This window comes from Nocardia sp. NPDC004860, from assembly GCF_040609015.1.
Taxonomy (GTDB): Bacteria; Actinomycetota; Actinomycetes; order Mycobacteriales; family Mycobacteriaceae; genus Nocardia.
Map to the genome: position 1 here is coordinate 59,028 of NZ_JBEXJI010000007.1, position 20,981 is coordinate 80,008.

Genomic DNA, 20,981 nt, shown 5'->3' on the forward strand with positions numbered 1-20,981 from the left:
CGGTCCATCGGAGATCTCCGATGGACCGGCTGTTCCACCAGCTGACCGCCGCGGGCAGCGGCTCCTGCCGGAGCCGACTTCTTACGAAGTTCTCCGGGCTCGATCACCTCGAGGAGACCTGCTGCCACCAGGCGAACAACTGCTGCGCCCGGTCGGAGTGACCAACCGCGAATCCCAGGACGCGATCGGGCTCCGAGGTCCAGAAAACTCCGGCCATCGGCGGATTGTCGGTGGATAGGTAGCATCCGACCTGTCCTGTCGGCTCGGCTCGACCGGGCGCCGTAAAGGAGTGCGGCCGACTGCCGTCCGGGCAATCGACGATCTGAAGATGGTCGGCGTACAACGTATAGGCGTCGCGCAGCGAGGTGACATCGGCGAAGGAAAGATAGCGAGCCGACGGGACCGATCCCGGAGGATCGCCGCCCGCACAATGCAACTGCGCCAAGGCTATCCGGGGAGTCGGCGGCCATTCGGGCGTGCACGTTTCCTGGGAATACCCGGGAGGCAACAGCTTCAGCAAAGCGACCTCCGCGGCGGACAGCTTCGAAGTCCCCGCCCACGGGGGGCTCGGCGGGCGAGCGGCGATCCACACCCCGAGGCCGGCCGCCGATACGACCACGGCCGCGGAAACCATCAACCACCTGCGCCGTTTCGATCGACCGCGCCGGGCGGGCAGATTGCTACCCATGGGTGGAGCCGCGGTACTGTCCGCGACCGTGCACTCCTTTCGCTGATCCCCGCCGTGCAATGCGCGCCGAGCAGCGTGCGCCAATTCCGCGGCCGTCTCGAAACGATCGTCGGGATCCTTCGCCATGCCCCGCGCGATCACCTCGTCGAATGCAATCGGAACCCCTGGATACACCACGCTGGGACGCGGAATCCGGCCGAACAAATGGGCGCTGATCACCCTTTCGATAACGTCGCCGGCGTAAGGGCAAGTGCCGGTGAGGCACTCGTACAGAACACACGCGAGCGAATAGATATCCGTCCGGGGGGTGACCTCTTCACTCTGGAATCGTTCGGGTGCCATGTAGGCGCAGGTCCCGATCGCGGTGCCGGTGCTGGTCAATCCGGGACCGGTCGGCGAGCGGGCGATACCGAAGTCGACGAGGTAAGCGAAGTCGTCGTCGGTGACGAGAATATTGGCCGGCTTGATATCTCGGTGGATCAGTCCGTCGGCGTGCGCGGCGTCCAATGCCGCCGCGATCTGGCTGATGATGGTCACTGCCCGTTCCGGTGGCAGCGGACCGTCATCGGATAGCAAACCGCCGAGGTCCGCACCGCGGATGAGGCGCATATCGATGTAGAGCAGCCCGTCGATCTCGCCGTAGTCGTGGATCGGAATGATATGCGGCTCCGACAACCTTGCGGCAGTGTGCGATTCGCGGCGGAACCGCTGCCGGAAGCGGTTGTCCGCCGCGAGATCTTCGGGCAGCAACTTGAGTGCCACCGTGCGGTCCTTGATCGTGTCGTAGGCCTCGTAGACCTCGCCCATACCGCCGCGGCCGAGCAACTTCACGAGCCGGTAGTGCCCGAATACCGTGCCCACCCGCGAATTTCGCGCCGCCTGGTTCATGTCTCCGCTCACCGGTGTCTCCGCTACGTGGATCCGACCTGCTGTTGCCACCAGGTGAACAGCTGCGGCAGGTCCCCGGTGTCGTTGCCGAAGACGATGCTCAGGACGAGATCGGGCTCAGTGGTCCAGACGATTGCGGCGAGTGTCGGCAGACAAGCGACCTGACCGGTCGCCTGGTCCTGGCCGTGCGCCGTGTACGGGCCCGGTGTGCTTCCGTCCGGGCACTTTTCGTCTCCGGCGGAGTACCCGGAGGTCCATTGGGTATAGCCGTCGCGAAGCGCGCCGACGGTGCCGTACTGGGAGAAGAAGGCGTCTCGGATAAACGGTTTCCCGCCCGGCACGCAATACAGCTTGGCTGTGCCGCCCGGAGGCGGATCGACGTGCGAGCAGGTGTGCTCGTCGTTTCCCGGCGGCACGAGCTTCACCAGCGCGAGCTCCGCAGGCGTGAACTGCTTGGCCGATGTAGGTGGCCCGGACCCGGTGATCGCTGCCGTGGGGCCGTTTCGGTTCGAACGATTCGCCAGCCATATCCCGGCCGCGACGGAAACCACCAGCAGCACCGCCACCACGGCCGTCCCGATGCGCCACCGCTTCCGCGGCCGCAGCGGTTCGGACGGCTGTCGCGGGGCGCTGAGGATCGGGGCACGGTTCCTGCCCAGGATGGTGGCCGCAGTGTGCCGGTCGGTGTCACCGAGAGCGTCATGTGCGGCGCGGAACAGGTCCCCGGCGCGGGCGTAACGATCGGCGGGGTCTTTGGCCATGCCCCGCGCGATCACGTCATCGAAAGCGGCGGGGATGCCCCGGCGGGCCCGGCTGGGATGCGGGATCGGATCGAACAGATGGGCCTTGATCACGACCTGGACGCTGTTTCCTGGGAAAGGCCTTGTCCCGGTGATACATTCGTGCAGCACACAGGCCAGTGAATAGACATCGGTGCGAGAAGTGATCTCCCCTTTACGGAATCGTTCGGGCGCCATGTAGGCATAGGTTCCGATCGCGGTGCCCGTGCTGGTCAAACCCGGACCGGTCGCGGAGCGGGCGATACCGAAGTCGACGAGATAAGAAAAGTCGTCGTCGGCGACGAGAATGTTGGCCGGCTTGATATCCCGATGGATCAGTCCGTCGGCGTGCGCGGCGTCCAATGCCGCCGCGATCTGGCCGATGATGCCCACCGCCCGGCTCGGCGGCAGCGGTCCATCGCGGGACAAGATGCTGCCGAGATCCTCGCCACGGATCAAGCGCATATCGATATAGAGCAGCCCGTCGATCTCGCCGAAGTCGTGGATCGGAATGATATGCGGCTCCAACAACCGTGCGGCGGTGTGAGATTCGCGGCGAAACCGTTCCCGATAGCGGGCATCGGCCGCCAGGTTTTCCGGCAGGAGCTTGAGCGCCACCGTGCGGTCCTTGGTCGTGTCGTAGGCCTCGTAGACCTCGCCCATACCGCCCCGGCCGAGCAACTTCACAAGCTGGTAGTGCCCGAATACCGTGCCTACCCGCGAATTTCGCGCCGTCTCGCTCATTGGAAGCCACCCCGGCTCTTCCACCAGCCGAGCAATTCCTGCGCGTCGCCCGGCTTGTCCGCGTACGCGATCCCCACGGCGAGATCGGGTTCGTTGCTCCAGATGATCCCCGGAACCGGGGGATCGTCATCGGAGGCGAAGCAGCCGAACTGGCCGACGACGTCGCGCTCGGGTCGGGTGCCGTTGTAGTAGTCGCCCCCTTGCGAACCATCCGCGCACCGCGCGGGATGTACTTGCTGATTGACGACCTTGTAGAACGCGCGAACGAGATCCACGGTGGGAAACAGAAAGAATCGGGCCGCCGGGACTCCGGCCGCCGGTTGGCAATTCAAGGCATCCATCTGTACCGAAGCATTCGAATGCCCGGCATCGTGTAGACAATTCGCTCGGGTGTATCCGGTGGGGACGAGCTCGAGCAGCCGCAGGTCCGCGGCCGAGTATCGATTCGGTACTGGCGCACCGTCTCCCGCCAGCGCTAGGGCGACAGCCACCACGACCGCCGCCAGAACGACGATCGCCGCGCGCCGTTTCGACAGAGCGGGCCGGGCCGGTGACTGCGGCTGCGGCTGCGGCTGCGGCTGCGGCTGCGGAGCTAGGGTCACTGATGGACCGCCCACTTCGGTCGCCTCGAACTCCGGCGCCCGTGTCGCGTCGGTGGTGATGGGCGCGGCCGCGGTGGCGGTGGCAGCGGGCATTGTTTCGGTAGCGATGGGCGGCCCGGCCTCGGTATCGCCCAGGATCGTGGCTGCCGACTGCTGCTCGGTGCTGTCGAGCGCATCGCGGGCGGCGCGGGCCAGCTCGCCCGCTGTCCGGTAACGGTCGGCAGGCTCCGCAGCCATGCCGCGCGCGATCACCGCATCGAACGCCGCCGGAGTTCCCGGATGCACCACTGTGGGACGCGGAATCGGTTCGAGCAGATCGTCACTGATCCCGGCCTCGGCACTGCCACCGGGGTGCGGGCGGGTGCCGGTGAGGCATTCGTGGAGAACACATGCCAGTGAATAGATGTCCGCTCGGCTGGTGATCTCTTTGTCCTGCAAGACTTCTGGAGCCGCGTAAGCAGAGACCCCTGCCTGGGCGTCCCTATCGGTCGATCCGGAACCACCGACCGAGCGGCCGATACCGAAGTCGACCAGATAGGCGAAGTCGTCGTCACCGACGAGGATATTGGCGGGCTCGACGTCGCCGTGGATCAGCCCGTCGGCATGCGCCGCATCCAGCGCCGCCGCAACCTGACCGACCACGGCCACCGCGGTGGCCGCATCCATCGGGCCGTGCCGGGCGAGCAGCGTTCCGAGGTCATCACCGCGAACCAGCCGCCGGTCGATGTAGAGCAATCCGTCGATCTCGCCGAAGTCGTGAATCGGGACGATATGCGGTTCCTGCAAACGCGCCGCGAGACGTGATTCGCGGCGGAATTGCTCCCGGTAGTGGGAATCGGCGGCCAGGTCTCCAGGCACCAGCTCGAGCGCAACCGTGCGGTCTTTGACCGTGTCATACGCCTCGTAGACGTCCCCTACACCACCGAGCCCGAGCAGCCTTTTCAGCTGGTAGTGCCCGAATGTCGTGCCTACCCGCGAGTCCGCCGCCGACTGGCTCATGCCGGTATACCTGCCTCCCGGAAGGTTGCAGGGACGTCACCGCTTCTTGCAATACCCGACGATAGCCCGCCGACGCCGCCTGAGGCGACGATCCGTACAGCCGGGGGAACGTCCCTTCCAGCCGCTTTCGGATGCCTGACCTCCGCTCACCAGCGATGCGCGGACGCGCGCATCGCCGTCGCCGACTCGCCCCAGTTCCACCTCCGGTATCGGCGGGCTCGATCGGGCCCGCGGCTAGCGGTCGGGCGGGTCCGCGTCGAGGTCGGCGACCGTCCGGAACCCGGTCGCGATGCAGTCGGTCAGGACCTCCGGATCGGGGACAGCCCCGATGTCGAAGTTGATTCCGATGCAGCAGGTGGCAACGTGGGAGATCAGGGTGATATTGAACGCGGTGCCGGTGGTGGGGCCGAAGGGATAGATCCGATCGACCTTCGCGCCGGCGAGGTAGAGGTCCACCGGGGAGCCCCGGACGTCGGAGGCGACGAAGTCGACGTGTTTGAACATTTCGGTGAGCAATCCGACCGGTAGCCGGTTGAAGGTCGCCGCGACGGCATTCGAGAACGGGATCGCCGGTTCGTGCTTCCACCCCTCGACCGTGGCGTCGAGCGCGTGTATGAGGTCGAGGGCCGCGGCCTTGTCGACCGGAACAGCGAAGCGCGCCAGAGTGATCCGGTTTCCACCGATCGGATCCGCAGCCCGCCGCAGACTGATCGGCATGGCCACCCGCAGTTGGTCCACCTTCGCGCCGTGGCGGTCGTGATAGGCGCGCAGACCGATCAGCACTCCGGCCAGGAAGGCATCGTTGACCGTGCAGCCGGCAAGGTGCGCGCCGTGCCGCAGGGCATCGAGCGGCACATCCAATACCGTCAGCTTCCGGCCCAGGGTTCGTTCGGTCATCAGTGGCGACAGGGTGCTGGTGATGGGGTACGCGAGACGCAGCAGCGAACCCGCCAGCGCCGCACCGTCTTTGATCGCAGCGACCGGTTCGGTGACCGTCCGCCGGAGTGCCGGTAGGACGATCGACAGCCCACCGCGCACCAGCTCCGCGCCAACCGTCCAGTTCCATGCCACGATATCGCCGAGAACACCGCGCCCGTTCGCATGCACGGTCTCCGGAATCTGCGCGCGCTCGGTGCCCGCGCGGTCGAAATCGAGTATCTCGCCGGCGATCTGGATACCACCGAGACCATCGGTGAGGCTGTGGTGCACCTTCAGGACAACGGCGCTCTTGCCACCGGCGAGACCGCTGAGCACAGTGAATCGCCACAGCGGCCGAGCGGGATCGAACGCTGCCATCGCCTCGGTGCGCGCGAACTCCAGCACCGACGACAGATCAGCGGGGGCCGCAACGTCGAAATGCCGCACATGCCACGACAGGTCGAAATCCGGATCCAGCGTCCACCGCGGGGGTGCGAGACCAAACGGCACCGAAACCAACCGATGCCGGAATCGCGGTACCGCGCGCGTCCCCCGATCGATCATGCACAGCAACCGATTCCAGTCCGGTTCGGTGTCCAGCAACAGCACCGACACGATCGTGGAACGAAGGCTCGGGTCCTGCTCCATGCTCCACGTGAAGAGGTCCGACTGTGTCATATGGGAGTCGAGTGAAGCCATTGTCCGCGCCATCCGTAGTAACTGCCCGCGCCGTCGGCCGGTCCTTCCGATCCGAGACCCTGGAACCGCTCGGCGCACCCGAATCCCGTACCCGCAGAGCATGTCCTCAGTTCACTGTGACTCCACCGAACTGGTGATCGGGAGGGCAGAAGGTCACCGGACCGTCCTCGAACTGCAGAGAGCCGAATCGCCGCGCCCCGCCGGCGGCCTGGTTGCGCGTATGTTGCGCGAAAAACGGCCGGTCATCGACAAACATCGATGACCGGCCGTCTTCTGCGGACCTGGCTGGGCGTTATTCAAACCGCACTGAACTGCTAAAACAGTGCCTCTGCCCACGATGGCCGAAGAACTCGTCCACGCCTACCGCGGCGGGGAAGTTGCGGCGCTGAGCCCGCTTGCCTGATGCCCGGTGTGTCGTCCGGCAGTCGGCAGTCGGACCATGCGATACCGGCTATGCCTGCAGCGCCGGCTGATCGGCGGGCAGGTTCGGTGTCGCGGGCTCCAGCGCGCCTACAACGGCACCCACCCCCGCCCCGATTGCGGAACCGACCACGGCCGCGGGGATCGCGAACACTGCGGCACCGATGGCAGCGCCGATTACCGGTACGACCACCAAGCCCGCCGGGAGGAAGGGAATACCGGCAATGAAACCGGCGACGGCACCGACCATCGCACCGGTCGAGGTCAACGGGCTGGAAACGATCCCCGCCACCACATTGCCCGCAAGTGCACCGGCGAGAGCGTCGGCGGCCATGCGGTCCGACCGCGTCGGCGAGAATCCGACCGAGTCGAATCCCTGGGCCAGCATGGCCTCCGTCTGCCCGTAGGAGTCGTTGATCCCGTCGACGAACCCGGGGTCGACCCAGTCCGGCCGTCCGACCGAAACAGAGCCGATGCGAATGGTCCCGTCCGGCGCCTGGATCGGCGCGACAGGCGGGGCGAGGGCCGTTGGCAGGTGCAGACTGGACGGATCGACCGGGGCGAGGCGACCGTCAGGAGCGGGCCGCTTCCCGCTCATATCGTTGCGACTGGTCGCCGTTGGAGGATTGGCCGCATCCGCCAACGCCGGGGAGACCTCCAACAGCGTCACCGACAACGGAACCGTCGCGAGGACCAGTAGTGATCCAGCACGCCCGAACCGCCTGGTCGAACGAGCGAGATGCTGTCCTGCCATGAATGACCTCTCTGTCGACTTCTGATGAGTTGTGCAAGAGATTCGAACGGCACGCCGGGCGGATACGGACGCCCACGAGCTGCTTGCGCCGATCGGCCATGCCTTGATCCCGCTTCATCACCAGAACGGGGCATGACTATGGCGAATTGGCGACGCAGGACTCCCGTGGCCTGCGCCGACTGCCATGGCGCTATCGCCTTATCGCACGTATGCGCTGATTCGACCTCAGGTCAAGCCTCGGCGACCCGAGCTGCTGCGGAATTGGCAGATATCGACTGTCTCAGGGATTTCGGACGCATATCAGTCCAGTTCGTCGTTGATCAGAACGGAGAACCGGCCGTCTTCGTCATCGAATGGGTTAGTGCTCATACTCGCCTCACAATTGCAGCATTGATTGCGTCGTGTAGCAGGTGGCCAGGAGCAAGACAATCATCCCTGGCGCGTACATGGCCTGTACGCACCAGGGATGACTAGATCAACACCATCGTCATCTCTGTCCGCGCGAGTCGATACTTCCCGCAGATCTTGCCTGCGAACTGCACGGTGTTCCGTACCGCGCGATGCACGGATGGGAACCGACCGGAAACCTAACCACCGTGGGCCAGGACGTCAAGTACTTCCACACGGCTGGCGTGTCACCTGGCTTGTTCGTGCAAAACGGACAAAATCCGAACATTGGACATAGGGTGCGCGCCAGGGGGATTGGCGCGACGAGAATCGCCACCAACCGCGAAGCCGGCCACGCTGTGTTCAACGCACTCCTTGCGATGACCGGGGCCGATGAAGCTGGTTCACCGAGAGCGCGCAGCAATATGGCCACCATTCAGCTAACACAATGAGATGGGCCTGACACTTGTCGATCCACCCCGGACGCAGGGCGACTGGCAGGTTTGCCGGAATCCCAGGACCGAGGCTGTGGGTGTTTCGTCCGAATAGAGACGGTCACCAATCCGGCAAACAGGAAAGCTTTCCTCTTTATCCATCGATTATCGCCCAATAGCTGTAATGTGGCGAACGATCCGCTACCCCCTCAGGCGGATCCTGATGTTGTGGAACGAACGCCCTTCTGCGCTCCGCAACGCCGCGGTGGTGTCGTCTATCCACGACACCACCGCTCGGGGGAAAACATGTTCACCGATCGGGAGGCGTTGGACTTGGGAGGCGTTGGACTGCCGCAATGGGAGAGTGGCGGCCGAGGCTCGAGTCGCCTGCTCCACCGATTCACACGTCAACTCGAGGGTAAATGTTTGGGCAAGTCTAGGTGCCGATTGCATGGATGGAGCGCAGTGTACGCCGAGCACGTAACATTCAACGATTTTCGGGTTGTCTGGGTTACCGAAAGATCTACCTTCATTGCCTACTGTGAACGCTATCCGGGATTGTTCGCCAAAGACCCCTGGTCAGCGGTGCGCGCTAGACGGAGCCTGGAGGACCTGGCGCGCAATGTGCTGGTGTGCAGCGACCTTTCGTGAGTTCCGCAGGGTAGTGCGCTCGAGTCCGTAGAAATACACCGAAGGGCACTTCATGCGGAAAAGGATTCCGATGCCACACCGTCGAAGTCGTCGACATATCCCCTGGTCAGCTTCGGCTCGTGTTCGAAGATCGCTCGATGAAAGCTGTGATCGCATGAGCATCGTGATGATCGTCGAGGTGATTTCCATCTGGACGCTTCTAGGCCTGTTTTTCGGCTGGGTCATGATGGGTGGCAAACGCTGACCGCTTCGAGGACGGTCCTCAATCGGACAATTCGATCGAAACAACCAGGATGGGTCGGATTCGCATCGAGATCGCATCAGCCGCCGCCTCGAGGTTCTGCCACAGAGCGCCGAGGCGGCGGCTGGCCCAGTCGGCCTGCTCCCGAGTCCCGCCAGGAATTTCAAGGATTTGATGCGGCTTAATCCTGCAAACCCATGGCCGGCCACGACCGAACGGCTAGAGTCACCTGCTATGAATCCTGAGGGTGCGAACACGCGGGCCCGGCGACGTGCGCGGACTGACCGGGGGAACGGCAGCACGTGGGTGACAGCTAGGACACAGACGGTCACAGATCTGATGTCGGCGCGCCTGCGGAAGCGCCAGAGCTACCCGTCAGCCACCATGGTGATCTGCGACGGGTGTTGGTATTGCTCGGCGAGATCCGAGGCATCGGGGCGCGTGCGGTCCGGATCCGTGACAGAGCTGAACACACTCGACGATTCCCGGTGGCCTGGTGAACTCGCCACAGTAATACCCTTTCGTCGCCCGATGCCGATGAACAATTGCCGATGAACGACGGGGCAGCAGAGGGGTCGCCACCGCCGGCCGTGGCAGCGCACAGCTCACCTGGTACACGCGAGCATCAGCGAACTCCGGTATCTACGCAGATCGACAAGCCGACGATCGGGCCACCGAACGATCGAACAACCGCCCGGCCCGAATTTGTGACCTTCCAGGTTCGAAGGGATTTCTCATACAAGGATGTCAAGATCAGATCCTGACTGGAACCGAATTGCATGAGGTCTTCGAGGTCAGAGATTGCCTTTGAACTTCGCAATCGGGTGGTGGCAACCCTAGCCGAATCGCCCCCTGGCGTCATCCTGACCAATATTCGCATTTTGCCCGTTTTGCACGAATAAGCCAGGTGACACGCCAGCATGTGGCAATGCTTGACGTCCTAGTCTGCGGTGGATAGGTTTCCGGTCGGTTCCCACCCGCGCGTCGCTTACGGCCGCGATTTCAGCGGTTACCGAATCGCGCGGTTCGCGGGCCTGATCTGCGGGGGTGTCGACTCACACAGTCTGAACTTCCATAGCACAGAGCGGATGTAGGTATTCCATACAGGCGTTTCGGCCGTCCTCGCCGAGCGCTCGCAAGTTAATGAGGCTCGACTCGAGATCGAATTAGAACGTACGCGCGAGAATTACACCGGCAGTTGTGGCGTAGCAGCTGAAATTCTCTTTCCATATGAAAGGCGTTCAATGAGCACAGGCAAACATAGAGTTCCCCACCAGCCCCGATACAAATTGGCGTCGTTGGCCGTCGTGGGGGTAGTTCCAGTGACGTTAGGGCTGGCGGGAACCGAGCCTGCGAACGCCGCGTCGACTGACAGCACCGAAGTGTCACAGTCCGACCGGTCTCAACGGGACCAGCGTCTGGCCGACCCGTCTGGGCCCGGCCGAACTCAGCCTGACGGATCGCAGCCTGACCGGCTCCAGGGCGACCAGCCTCGATCCGACCAGCCCGTGCAGTGGCCCGCGGCTGAAGCACCCAATGTGCATCCGTACCAAGGCCTTCGGATTCCAGATGACACGCTGAGCTCGCTGCAGTGGGCGCGTCCGATGCCGGAAAACAAGTACCTCGCTCCCTTGGGAGAATTGCATGCGCCCGTGCCGGTAGCCCCGGTGCCGCCAATTGCGCCCCCGCCTGGCAAATTGCGCTTCGGTGACGTGCAAGTCGATTCACCGGAGTGGCTGAATCGTGAACAGGCAATCCAGCTGAACGATGGCGCCGCCCAGGCCGAGGCGGCCACGGCAACCTTCCTCGACTCGATCGGAATGGAGCGCAGCCGGTCCGACCGCGTCGCAGGAGAAATTATTGGCGGCGCTGCGGTCGGCGTAACGGCAGGGGCAGTGGCGGCGAGCCCATTCGGGCTGTTCGGTGGGGTCGTCGGCGGCATGATGGGCACGGCGATCGGCCTGCCGTTCGCGCCCATCGGCCTTGCGGCGGTTCCCGTAGGCGCTGCTTACGGTATGGCCCTCATGGAGGTTCCCATTGCGGCCATCGGTGCCGGCATCGGCGCATCTCTCGGTGCGATGCACGCCCTCAGCGCACCGCCGCGGGCGGTCGGCGATTGACACTCGGTAGACGGCCCGTGGGACGGATGTCATACGAGGATCGAACCGCCTCGAGCACGGCCTGGTAGGGATAGGCCACCGTCGAAACCGCACCCGCGGATGCATTCACACCGTCCTGGCCTCCCGAAACTGGGGCCCGACCTCGGGCGGGTCGGCATTCGCGGGTGACGTTTCGGTGCGCCTGCGTGCGCAGCAAGTTCACGAACCGAACGTTCGAGGCACCAGTGTCCTCACTCGCGCCGCCCACGACGCGGCCGCCTACGGCTCGCACTTCAGGGCGAAGCCGTCACCGCCGCGAAATTCCTGATCACCGCATACGACCTGCGTGCAGGATCTCCAATCCGCAATCGACGCATCGCGAGCAGTTCGTGCACGGTCGATCACGTAGCTAATTCCGAGGTATCGGTGACCTTCCGTGCCTGAGCACTCTCGATTCGTGCCACCAGTGCGGCATTTGGGCCGCTCCAGCACAGGATCTCGATACGGTGCGGTGCGGGTGAGCCGATCGTGGAGTGTGGCGAGAATCAGGGTGCGGTTATCGCGCCGCATTCTCACTTCGGATCATCCGACCGGGGTCACAGTGGACGACTCCGGAATCGATGCCCCGCTTCGCCGACTCCGAGCGGTGCATCGTGCTCGGCGGCCGGGTGGATCGGCCCGCAGACTCTTTCGATTCACTCGGCCTGAGCAGCAATTGGACAGTCACGGTGGAAATGGTCGTTCGAGGGGAAGTGCTGGAGTGCAGATGTTCATCACCGGCCGGGTCAGCCGCCGCGGCGGTGAGGCCCACATCGTCATCGGTGCACCGCGGCCGGTCGCGGGGTCCGCCCACGGTGACAAGGTCTGCCGCGTCGAAATCCGCCACGCGGGCACCACTGTCCGGCTGCACCCCCAGCCGGGATCCATGCGGGCGGCACTCGACAACGCGCTGTGTGAAGTCACCCAGCATCTGGGCATCGACCTACCGGTGTTGCTCGCACACGTCGCGATCGGGCCCGCGGTGCCCGAGCCCCAGGTCGCACGGCGCCGGCACGGACAGCGTCGAAGCACGTCTGCATGAACCTTTCGAACACCTCGGACGATTCCAGTCGATGACCACCACCGACCACATGGAACGGCTGAGGGTGCGTTGAACGCAGTCTGTGTGAGGTCGGGTCGGCTCGACCAGGCCGAGATCATCGTGTTTCGTCGTGCCGGACTGCTGCCGAAACTCCTCGATACAGTCCGAGCCGCCGGCGCCGAGGCCGTATTCGTGCCCGGCGCAGTGCATTTCGACGGCGGCAAGGTGCCTGCACGGCATGTCCGGTGACAACCGCCCGATACGCTCTGGCAGGGCAGGCCGCTGAGAGCGGTAGCCGCATCTCGGCGCTGACCCGAAGTCGCGTTTGGGTTTGCTGGACAGGTTGTCCGAAGCGTCGCCCGGTGCAGTGAATCGTGACATGCTTGCTTACGAGGCTTCGTATCGGTGACCCTCGTCGACGGGAATTCCGGAAGTCGGTGCGGTAATGCGATATCCGATCGGACGATCCTGGGAGCCGGGCACATGCCCGACCGCGCCCGGCACGGTGCCGCAGCAACCGATCTGCCCAGGTCACCTGCAATACATACGGGGCGGGCGTGAATAGCCCACGGCTACCGCTGACGCCCGGGTCGGCGTTCGGGAAGTATCGGCTGCGGCGGTTGATCGGTTCCGGCGGAATGGGCAGAGTGTTCGAGGCGCTCGATACCACCAAGGGCCGGGTGGTTGCCTTGAAAGTGCTGCCCGAACAACTGGCCGACGACCCGGTCTATCGGGCCCGGTTCCGGCGCGAATCCCACATCGCCGCAGTGCTGCAGGAGCCTCACGTCATCCCTATCCATGACTACGGCGAGATCGACGGGCTGCTCTACATCGACATGCGGCTGGTGCGCGGCGAAAGCCTGGGCACCGTGCTGAGAACCGCAGGCCCCCTGCCACCCGAGCAAGCCGTCGCGGTGATCGGACAGATCGCCGCCGCGCTCGATGCCGCACACCACGAAGGCCTGATCCACCGCGACGTCAAGCCCGACAACATCCTGCTCACCCACGACGGGTTCGCCTACCTGGTCGACTTCGGCCTGGCCAACACGAACACCGACGAACGCCTGACCAAGACCGGTTCGGCGATCGGGTCGTTCAACTACATGGCACCCGAGCGTTTCCAATCCGGCCCGACCACAGCGGCTGTCGACGTGTATGCGCTGGCGTGCGTGTTGCACGAATGCCTGACCGGCACCCACCCCTACCCGAACGACGGCAGCGACGCCGCTGTCATGCACGCACACATATTCGAACCTCCACCCCGACCGAGCACCCGCGCACCGGGAGTACCGGTCGCGATCGACGCTGTCGTTGCTCGCGGCATGGCGAAGTCAGCCGATCAGCGCTACGCCGACGCCGGCGAACTCGCCGCCGACGCCCGCGCCGCACTGGCATCCCCGCCCAGCGACGCCGAAGACGGCAGTCCCACTGTCACAGTCGACGGCGAGCCCACCGTTACAGCGCGTTCCGCACCTGTCGCGACATCCACACCCGAGGCCCGAGCCGCGCCGGCGGGCAGGCGCCGACCACGCCGCCTCTGGATCGCCGCTGCCGCTGCCGCGGTCGCGGTCGTGGCCGCCGCGGCCGTCGGCGCCTGGCCGCTGCTCCACAAGTCCGGACCAGGGACAGGGCCGGCCAAAGCCGAATTCACCGACGACGATGTCACCCTGCTGAAATTCCTGCCTGCGGCGTACAGCCGCAGCACTTGTCATCACCAGAACCCGGGGACCTACGGGGACAAAGCCCATCTCGCATGCGACGGGATTGCCGAAATCAGTTCGGCCAGCGGCGATTTCCATCTGTTTCCCAATACCGATGCATTACACCTGACCTACCGCCGCGTGACCCGCGATCTACACGCCAGCAGCTGTCCGGGCGATCCACCCGGCCCCGACGGCCCTGCGACGAAGGCCGGCAGGGAGGTCGGGCGGATGGCCTGCTTCACGAGTGCGACGACGACCCCGCCGACACCGGCGCTGATCCAAACAGACGAGGCGGCCTTCGTCATAGCGGTTTTCTTCTTCGACGAGTCGGCCGGTGGCAGCGCCGCATTGGCCTATCAGGTGCGCGACAAGGGAGACGGGAATTCGCTCTTCAAGACCACTCCGGCGGACCCTGACTTCTACACTCCGGCCGACCGCGTTCTGCTCGCCAAACTCCCCGCCTCCTACAACCCACGGTACTGCCGACACGTCGAACCGCCCTCCAACAATGTGACCGCGGCCGCTTTCTGCTTCGGTAACGAGTCCGGTGCACCGTTTGCAGCTTTCTCGCAGTCTCCCGACCATGCGGCCGCGAGCCGGGTTTTCGATTTCTTCAGGACCCTGCTCGACGGCCACGCGTGCGACGATGCGACGGTTCCCGACCAATCGTGGATTCGAAAGGGCACGACGGTCGGCCGGTTCGCCTGCGCCACCGATCGATCTACCGGGCAGCCCTTTCCTTCGCTCCTCGCTGTGGATCAGAGCGCTGATACCGTCGTCGGCTTCCTATCCGACCGGCCCGATTCTCCCTACAACCGTCCCAAGTCCGAACAGGAATTGGTCGACTGGTTCAAGAGGAGCTTTCAGTAGACGCCGGTGTCCGGGGCCGCAGCATGACGGCTCCCGATCCCGGTCCGTTCCGCCCGGCGGCCGGCGGCCGGCGGCCGGCGACACGATGCACGCGTGTCCGGTTCGCGTGCCAGCAGATCCTCGATCACCTCACGTCGCAGGGGCTGCTCGTGCACCGTATCGGTCTCGACATGCCAAAGGGGCCTATCCGAACCAGCGAGCGGACGTCGGTTGGAATAAGCCCCTTATGGTGGTTCTAGCTGGGATCGAACCAGCGACCCCTCGCGTGTGAAGCGAGTGCTCTCCCGCTGAGCTATAGAACCGCGGGCGTCGCCGAGGCGACTGTCCGGACCGGCGTTTGCGGTGCCGCTCGAACGAGAATGAAGACTACACACCCGGTTGCTGTCACACCAAATCGCGTGCACAACAGCGTAAAACTGAGGTTTCTGAGGGTGGTGTGGTGAGTGAGGCTTCACCGGCACGTTGCCGAAGCGACACGGGCCCGTCGCCCGGGCGCGGTGGGATGGATCGCGATTCGCGCTCTCCCGGTCTTCTCCGCCCCGGACGACCGGCGGAACTACATGCCTGTAGTTCAGATTTACCCCCTCCTACCAGGCGATTTGTTACCTGCGCAGATCGTCGGCTAATGTTCTCTCTCGTCAGCGGGACAGCCGAAAGGCGCCCGGGACGAAATGCGGATGTAGCGCAGCTGGTAGCGCATCACCTTGCCAAGGTGAGGGTCGCGGGTTCGAATCCCGTCATCCGCTCGAGAGGCCAACACGGCCTGCTTGGCGGTGTGGCCGAGTGGTGAGGCAACGGCCTGCAAAGCCGTGCACACGGGTTCGATTCCCGTCGCCGCCTCTTCTTTTTGAAGAGCAAAAGACCCGCGCGATTAGCTCAGCGGGAGAGCGCTTCCCTGACACGGAAGAGGTCACTGGTTCAATCCCAGTATCGCGCACCATGTTTCATACAGATCAGGCCCGGCTCACGCCGGGCCTTTCTGCTGTCTCGGGCAAGATCGGCGGGGCGCCCGCGCGCGGTGATCGGCGAGATCTATCGTTGGTTTGTTGATGCGTCTTGGACGTCATCGGCGAGCAGTGGCGAGGATGAGGACAGTTTCGGGCCCGGCCCGGTCGGATCATCGAATCGTCGAAGGGATACGTGATGGCCACGGTTTCACCCGAGAGCGTCGGCGCGAGCGACGAGCACGAACCCGTTTTCCACCCCTACCATCACCCCGCGGCCGGCTGGGGTGCGGCCAAGAGCGTGACCGGTTTCCTGGCCCGCGAGGGCGAGCCCATCATCGGGCCGCGCGCGATCCTGAAAATGAACCACGAGAACGGCGGCTTCGACTGTCCCGGGTGCGCATGGCCCGACGACATGAAGGGCCTGCATCTCGACATCTGCGAGAACGGCATCAAGCACGTCACCTGGGAGATGACCCACAAGCGCGTCGGGCGCGAATTCTTTGCGGCCCATACCGTCACGGAGCTGTCGAGGTGGAGCGAGTTCGACCTGGAGAATCAGGGCCGGCTGACGGAACCGATGAGCTACGACCCCGATACCGACCGCTACGTCCCCATCTCCTGGCCGGACGCGTTCGAGATGGCCGGGCGGGCGCTGCGAGAACTGGACGACCCGAATCGGGCGGCGTTCTACACGTCCGGCCGGCTCGGTAACGAGGCCACGTTCCTGTATCAGCTGCTCGCGCGGGAGCTCGGCACCAACAATCTGCCGGACTGCTCGAACATGTGCCACGAAGCCAGTGGCCGCGCATTGCAGGCCTCGCTCGGAACCGGCAAGGGCACAGTCGATCTGAAGGATTGGGAAGCAGCGGACGCGCTGTTCATCCTGGGGGTCAACGCGGCCTCGAACGCGCCGCGCATGCTGACGGCGCTGGTCGAGGCCCACAAGCGGGGCGCGCGGATCGTGCACATCAATCCGCTGGTCGAGGCCGCGGCGCGCAAGGCGATCATCCCGCACGAATTCCTCGCGATGGCCACCTTCCGGGCGACGCCGACCAGCAACCTGAACCTGCAGCCCCACATCGGCGGCGATATGGCCCTGCTGCGGGGCATGGCCAAAGCCGTTCTGGAGCAATCGAAGTCGGACCCGAAGGCGCTGGACCACGAATTCATCGACCGCTACACCAGCGGGTTCGACGCCTATTGCGCGGTGTGCGAGGCGACCTCGTGGGCCGAGATCGAACAGCTGTCCGGAGTCAGCGAAGCGCGAATCCGCGCGGCGGTGGACATCTACCGTGCCGCCGACCGCACCATCGTCAGCTGGTGTCTGGGAGTCACGCAGCACGAACACGGCGTCGATACGGTGCGCGAGATCGTGAACCTGCTGCTGCTCCGCGGCAATCTGGGCCGCGAGGGCGCGGGTCCGTCCCCGGTGCGCGGGCACAGCAATGTGCAGGGCAACCGCACCTGCGGCATCGACCACCGGCCCACCGAGGCGTTCCTGGAACGGCTCGGCCAGGTGTGCGGCATCGAGCCGCCGCGCGCGCACGGCCTGGACACGGTCGCCACCATCGAGGCGATGACGGCCGGGCGGGTGAAGGTGTTCATCGGGATGGGCGGGAATTTCGCACTCGCCGCGCCGGACACCGCCTACACCTTCGAGGCATTGCGCAACTGCGAGTTGACGGTTCACGTCAGCACCAAACTCAATCGCAGCCATCTGGTGCACGGACGCCGTGCGCTCATCCTGCCCTGCCTGGGCCGCACCGAGAAGGACATGCAGCGCAACGGGATCCAGTCCACCTCGGTGGAGGACTCGATGAGCATGGTGCACCTGTCGACCGGCATGAAGAAGCCCGCGTCCCCGCATCTGCTCTCAGAGCCGGCGATCATCGCCGGGATCGCGCGGGCCGCGCTGCCCGACAGCCGCACCCCCTGGCAGGACTACGTCGGCGACTATGACCGCATCCGCGACACCATGGCCGCCGTCCTGGACGGATTCGAGGACTTCAACCGCCGGGTGCGGTTGCCGCTCGGGTTCCGGATCCGCCAGCCCGCACGCGAACTCGTCTTCCGCACGCCGTCGGGGCGCGCGGAGTTCTCCGCGGCCCCGCTGCCGCAACTGGCACAGAACGCGGATGTGCTGACGCTGGCGACCATGCGCTCACACGACCAGTGGAACACCACCATCTATTCGGACAACGATCGCTACCGGGGCATCAAGAATCTGCGCACCCTGATCTTCATGAACACCGACGATATGCGCGAGCGTGGGCTCGGCGAGTTCGACGAGGTCGACATCACCAGCATCGCCCGGGACGGCAGCACGCGGAAGCTGAGCGGCTACAAGGTCATTCCCTATGACATTCCGCGAGGTTGCGCGGCCGGGTACATGCCGGAGATGAATGTGCTGTGCGCGATCGGCGACTACAGCACCCAGAGCGACCAGCCGATCATGAAGAACGTCAATGTACGGGTCGAGGCCTCGGGTCGCTGACCGGGCGTCGCGAATACAGAGCTTTCGACACTCGGCTCACGGGCGAGGTTCGGGCGTCGGCGCGACGCCGCCCCGATCCTCGGCCGGGAGCTCGGGCTGCGACGGCCCGGGAGTCGTCCGCGGCCGGGTGGCGACGGCTACACAGATACCGACGCCCACCCCGAGGATGGTGTCCGTGCCGCGGTCGAGCAGTAGCCGAACCGGGTCGGCGGGCGCGGCGAGGTCGGTCATCACCATGATCAGCGGGGTGAAGAAGCCCAGTGCGAGAGCGTAATTGCGGGCCATGAACAGTTCGGTGGGAAACAGCAGCAGTAAGACCAGCACCCCGAGCAGAGCCGCGGGCAGATGCGGCAACAGCAGGACCGCGGTGGCAGCCAGGCCGACGAAAGTCCCCAGTACGCGGTGTATCCCGCGCAGCACGTGGCCGCGCGCACCCTGGGCCGCCAGGGGTACCGCAGCCGCGGCCATCGCCCAATTGGCATGGGCCACACCCCACCCGACCCCGATCGCACCGGCGAGCGCGACCGCGAGGACATAGCGGCCGGCGTGACGCACCGACTCCCCCGGCTCGAACGCCCGGACCTCCGCGGTCGGCGCGACGGTGTCGGCGTGGAGCGTCCCGAGCAGGACGCAGAGCAGCGCGGTGGCGGCGAACAGCGACAGTCCCGGCAGTGGTGCGGCCGCACACGCGGGAACCGACGCCAGCGCACCGAGCGCGAACAACCCGAAGAAGGGCCCGCCGGGCCGCAGTCCGGCGCGGTCGGCGAACAACGAACCGGCAGCGGCGAATCCGGTCTCGACGGCGACCAGGAGCACCGGACGGGCATGGATCGCCGCCAGCAGGACGCCGATCGCCGCGCCCGCACCGATCAGCGCGGTCGCGAACAGTTGGTGCCGAAGGCGTGACCAGCGCGTGCGGCCACGCCCGTACATGCCGATGAAGGAGCCGAATACCGCGAACACCAGCAGATCCGTCCGGCCCGCCAGCACCAGCACGGTGCCCGGGATCGCCAGCCCGGACGCGACGCGCACCGCATGGTGGTGGTCGTCGCCGCGGGGACCGACCACCAGCAGGTCCCGTGTCAGTCCGCGTATCAGGTGCACAGCCGGTCTCCGATCGTCGTACGAGCAGCTCCGCATCGCCTGCCGGTGACGCCACCGGGCATAGAGACGCGGCACGCCCACCGACGGTGTGAGCCGGAGTTCGCGCGCGAGGTGGTGACGGACGAGCGGACCGACGCTCACGATCCGACAATGGGAGGGGACACCGATCCGCGGGTATTCGTCCGCGAACCCATTGTCGTCGATCATGAATGCCCAGTTCAAACGGCAATTCTTATCCCCCGATAAACAGCGCCGATCAACGCCGGTCGACCCGGCCCGGCGACCACCGGATCTCGGCGAGGCGGTGCACCGCCCGGCAATCAGCGCACTTGAATGACCACCGCAGTCCCCGGAGATCAGCCCACCGCGAACCACCGCGCTCCCCGGAGATCAACACGCTGCTGAACTACGCTGGGCGATCTGTGGGCTCGTGCTCGACGACATCGGGGCGCGCGGCGCGGGCGGTTTCGATCAGGGCCCGGGCCAGCGTAGAGACCGGTTCGTCCGACTGGATGACCAGCGCGATCATCGAGCCGACGGCAGGATCTCGCAGGGGCACGACCCGGGCTCCGGCGGGTGGCGACGTAGTGCGCAGCCACGTCGAGGGGATGACCGTGGCCCAGCGACCGGTGGCGACATGCGCGAAAAGGGTTGCGACCGAGTCGGTTTCGAGACGCGGGTGCGCGACCAGATTGCGGGCGGCAAGGGCGGCGTCGACCAGCTGGCGGCCTCGCATTCCGGGATTCAGCAGGCACAGCGGCAATTCCACGATGTCGATCCAGTCGAGGGGGCTCGTCCGCTCGGCGACCAGGTCGGCGCCGACGAGCAGCACCTGCTCTTCGCGGTACAGGGGCGTGACGGTCAGTCCGGAGGTGTCCTGCCCGTCGGGGTAGATGACGCCCGCGTCGAGTTCGAACCGGCGCAACCGATCGACGATGTCCGCGGAGGCCAGGCTCGTCTCGACGTGGACCCGCACCAGGGGATGCGCGGCGCAGAACGGGTCGGTGAGCAGCGCGATGGTCGCGGCGGAAGCGGGGATGACACCCAGCCGCAGCTCGCCGGACAGACCGGTTCGCAGCGCGGTGACCTCCTGTTTGAGCGCATCGTGGTCGGCCAGGATGCGGCGCGCCCACAGCACCAGCCGCTCCCCCTCGGGTGTCAGCCCCTCGAAGGTGCGGCCGCGCTTCACGAGCGGCACCTTCAATTCGTTCTCCAGTTTGCGTATCGCCTCCGACAACGCCGGTTGCGACACGTAGCAGGCGGCCGCCGCCCGTGCGAAATGACGCTCCCGCGCGAGCGCGACGAAATACTCGAGCTGGCGGAACAACATGACCCTATTCGATCACGCCGATCCTGCGGTGCCCGCGACCGATTCGCTTCATGGGCCGCCGCCGCGCGGATTCCGGTCGCGGTGATCGGTCGGAGGCTCGCTTCCCTCGCTGGGCATCGATTCGGGATCCCCGCCGTCGCCGAGCTGTC

The 20,981-nt window shown here is 65.5% G+C and carries 13 protein-coding genes and 4 tRNA genes; 9 read left to right on the plus strand and 8 right to left on the minus strand.

Annotation, left to right across the window (positions count from 1 at the left end; all coding sequences use genetic code 11):
* Positions 1–103: 103 nt before the first annotated feature.
* The 5 genes from ABZV44_RS16260 to ABZV44_RS16280 all read right to left on the minus strand — a co-directional run bounded on the left by ABZV44_RS16260 (position 104) and on the right by ABZV44_RS16280 (position 7,491).
* Positions 104–1,576: a serine/threonine-protein kinase gene (locus tag ABZV44_RS16260; protein WP_354837066.1), complete on the minus strand. Its 1,473-nt coding sequence runs from the start codon at positions 1,574–1,576 to the stop codon at positions 104–106.
* Positions 1,577–1,599: 23 nt separating this feature from the next.
* Positions 1,600–3,099 carry a serine/threonine-protein kinase gene (locus ABZV44_RS16265; protein ID WP_354836684.1) on the minus strand — a complete coding sequence of 500 codons (1,500 nt, stop codon included), beginning with the start codon at positions 3,097–3,099 and terminating at the stop codon, positions 1,600–1,602.
* On the minus strand, positions 3,096–4,700 hold the full coding sequence (locus tag ABZV44_RS16270; protein ID WP_354836686.1) for a serine/threonine-protein kinase: 1,605 nt from the start codon (positions 4,698–4,700) through the stop codon (positions 3,096–3,098). Before ABZV44_RS16270 ends, ABZV44_RS16265 begins: the two co-directional genes overlap by 4 nt.
* A 234-nt stretch (positions 4,701–4,934) precedes the next feature.
* Complete coding sequence (locus tag ABZV44_RS16275) at positions 4,935–6,317, minus strand: wax ester/triacylglycerol synthase domain-containing protein (protein WP_354836688.1); 1,383 nt, start codon at positions 6,315–6,317, stop codon at positions 4,935–4,937.
* Positions 6,318–6,768: 451 nt separating this feature from the next.
* Positions 6,769–7,491 (minus strand): hypothetical protein, encoded by a 723-nt coding sequence (locus ABZV44_RS16280; RefSeq protein WP_354836690.1) that lies wholly within the window; start codon positions 7,489–7,491, stop codon positions 6,769–6,771.
* 596 nt (positions 7,492–8,087) lie between these two features.
* Here ABZV44_RS16280 and ABZV44_RS16285 point away from each other — a divergent pair.
* The 5 genes from ABZV44_RS16285 to ABZV44_RS16305 all read left to right on the plus strand — a co-directional run bounded on the left by ABZV44_RS16285 (position 8,088) and on the right by ABZV44_RS16305 (position 14,957).
* A complete protein-coding gene (locus tag ABZV44_RS16285; RefSeq protein ID WP_354836692.1) occupies positions 8,088–8,330 on the plus strand; it encodes a hypothetical protein in 243 nt (80 codons plus the stop codon).
* 2,478 nt (positions 8,331–10,808) lie between these two features.
* On the plus strand, positions 10,809–11,324 hold the full coding sequence (locus ABZV44_RS16290) for a hypothetical protein (RefSeq protein WP_354836694.1): 516 nt from the start codon (positions 10,809–10,811) through the stop codon (positions 11,322–11,324).
* 745 nt (positions 11,325–12,069) lie between these two features.
* Positions 12,070–12,384, plus strand: coding sequence for a hypothetical protein (locus ABZV44_RS16295; protein ID WP_354836696.1), 315 nt, complete (start codon positions 12,070–12,072; stop codon positions 12,382–12,384).
* A gap of 84 nt (positions 12,385–12,468) precedes the next feature.
* Complete coding sequence (locus ABZV44_RS16300) at positions 12,469–12,633, plus strand: hypothetical protein (RefSeq protein WP_354836698.1); 165 nt, start codon at positions 12,469–12,471, stop codon at positions 12,631–12,633.
* 308 nt (positions 12,634–12,941) lie between these two features.
* On the plus strand, positions 12,942–14,957 hold the full coding sequence (locus tag ABZV44_RS16305; RefSeq protein WP_354836700.1) for a serine/threonine-protein kinase: 2,016 nt from the start codon (positions 12,942–12,944) through the stop codon (positions 14,955–14,957).
* Between the two features lie 227 nt (positions 14,958–15,184).
* Here the strand turns inward: ABZV44_RS16305 and ABZV44_RS16310 are convergent.
* Positions 15,185–15,259, minus strand: a tRNA-Val gene (locus tag ABZV44_RS16310).
* Positions 15,260–15,630: 371 nt separating this feature from the next.
* Between ABZV44_RS16310 and ABZV44_RS16315 the strand changes: the two genes are divergently transcribed.
* The 4 genes from ABZV44_RS16315 (at position 15,631) to ABZV44_RS16330 (ending at position 18,398) form a co-directional block, all read left to right on the plus strand.
* Positions 15,631–15,703, plus strand: a tRNA-Gly gene (locus tag ABZV44_RS16315).
* Positions 15,704–15,726: 23 nt separating this feature from the next.
* A tRNA-Cys gene (locus tag ABZV44_RS16320) sits at positions 15,727–15,797 on the plus strand.
* Between the two features lie 25 nt (positions 15,798–15,822).
* Positions 15,823–15,897 (plus strand) — tRNA-Val (locus ABZV44_RS16325).
* Between the two features lie 203 nt (positions 15,898–16,100).
* Positions 16,101–18,398, plus strand: coding sequence for an FdhF/YdeP family oxidoreductase (locus tag ABZV44_RS16330; RefSeq protein WP_354836702.1), 2,298 nt, complete (start codon positions 16,101–16,103; stop codon positions 18,396–18,398).
* 36 nt (positions 18,399–18,434) lie between these two features.
* On the opposite strand, the gene ABZV44_RS16335 is transcribed toward ABZV44_RS16330, so the two are convergent.
* A complete protein-coding gene (locus ABZV44_RS16335; RefSeq protein ID WP_354836704.1) occupies positions 18,435–19,502 on the minus strand; it encodes an FUSC family protein in 1,068 nt (355 codons plus the stop codon).
* Positions 19,503–19,908: 406 nt separating this feature from the next.
* A complete protein-coding gene (locus ABZV44_RS16340) occupies positions 19,909–20,832 on the minus strand; it encodes a LysR family transcriptional regulator (protein ID WP_354836706.1) in 924 nt (307 codons plus the stop codon).
* Positions 20,833–20,981 lie beyond the last annotated feature (149 nt).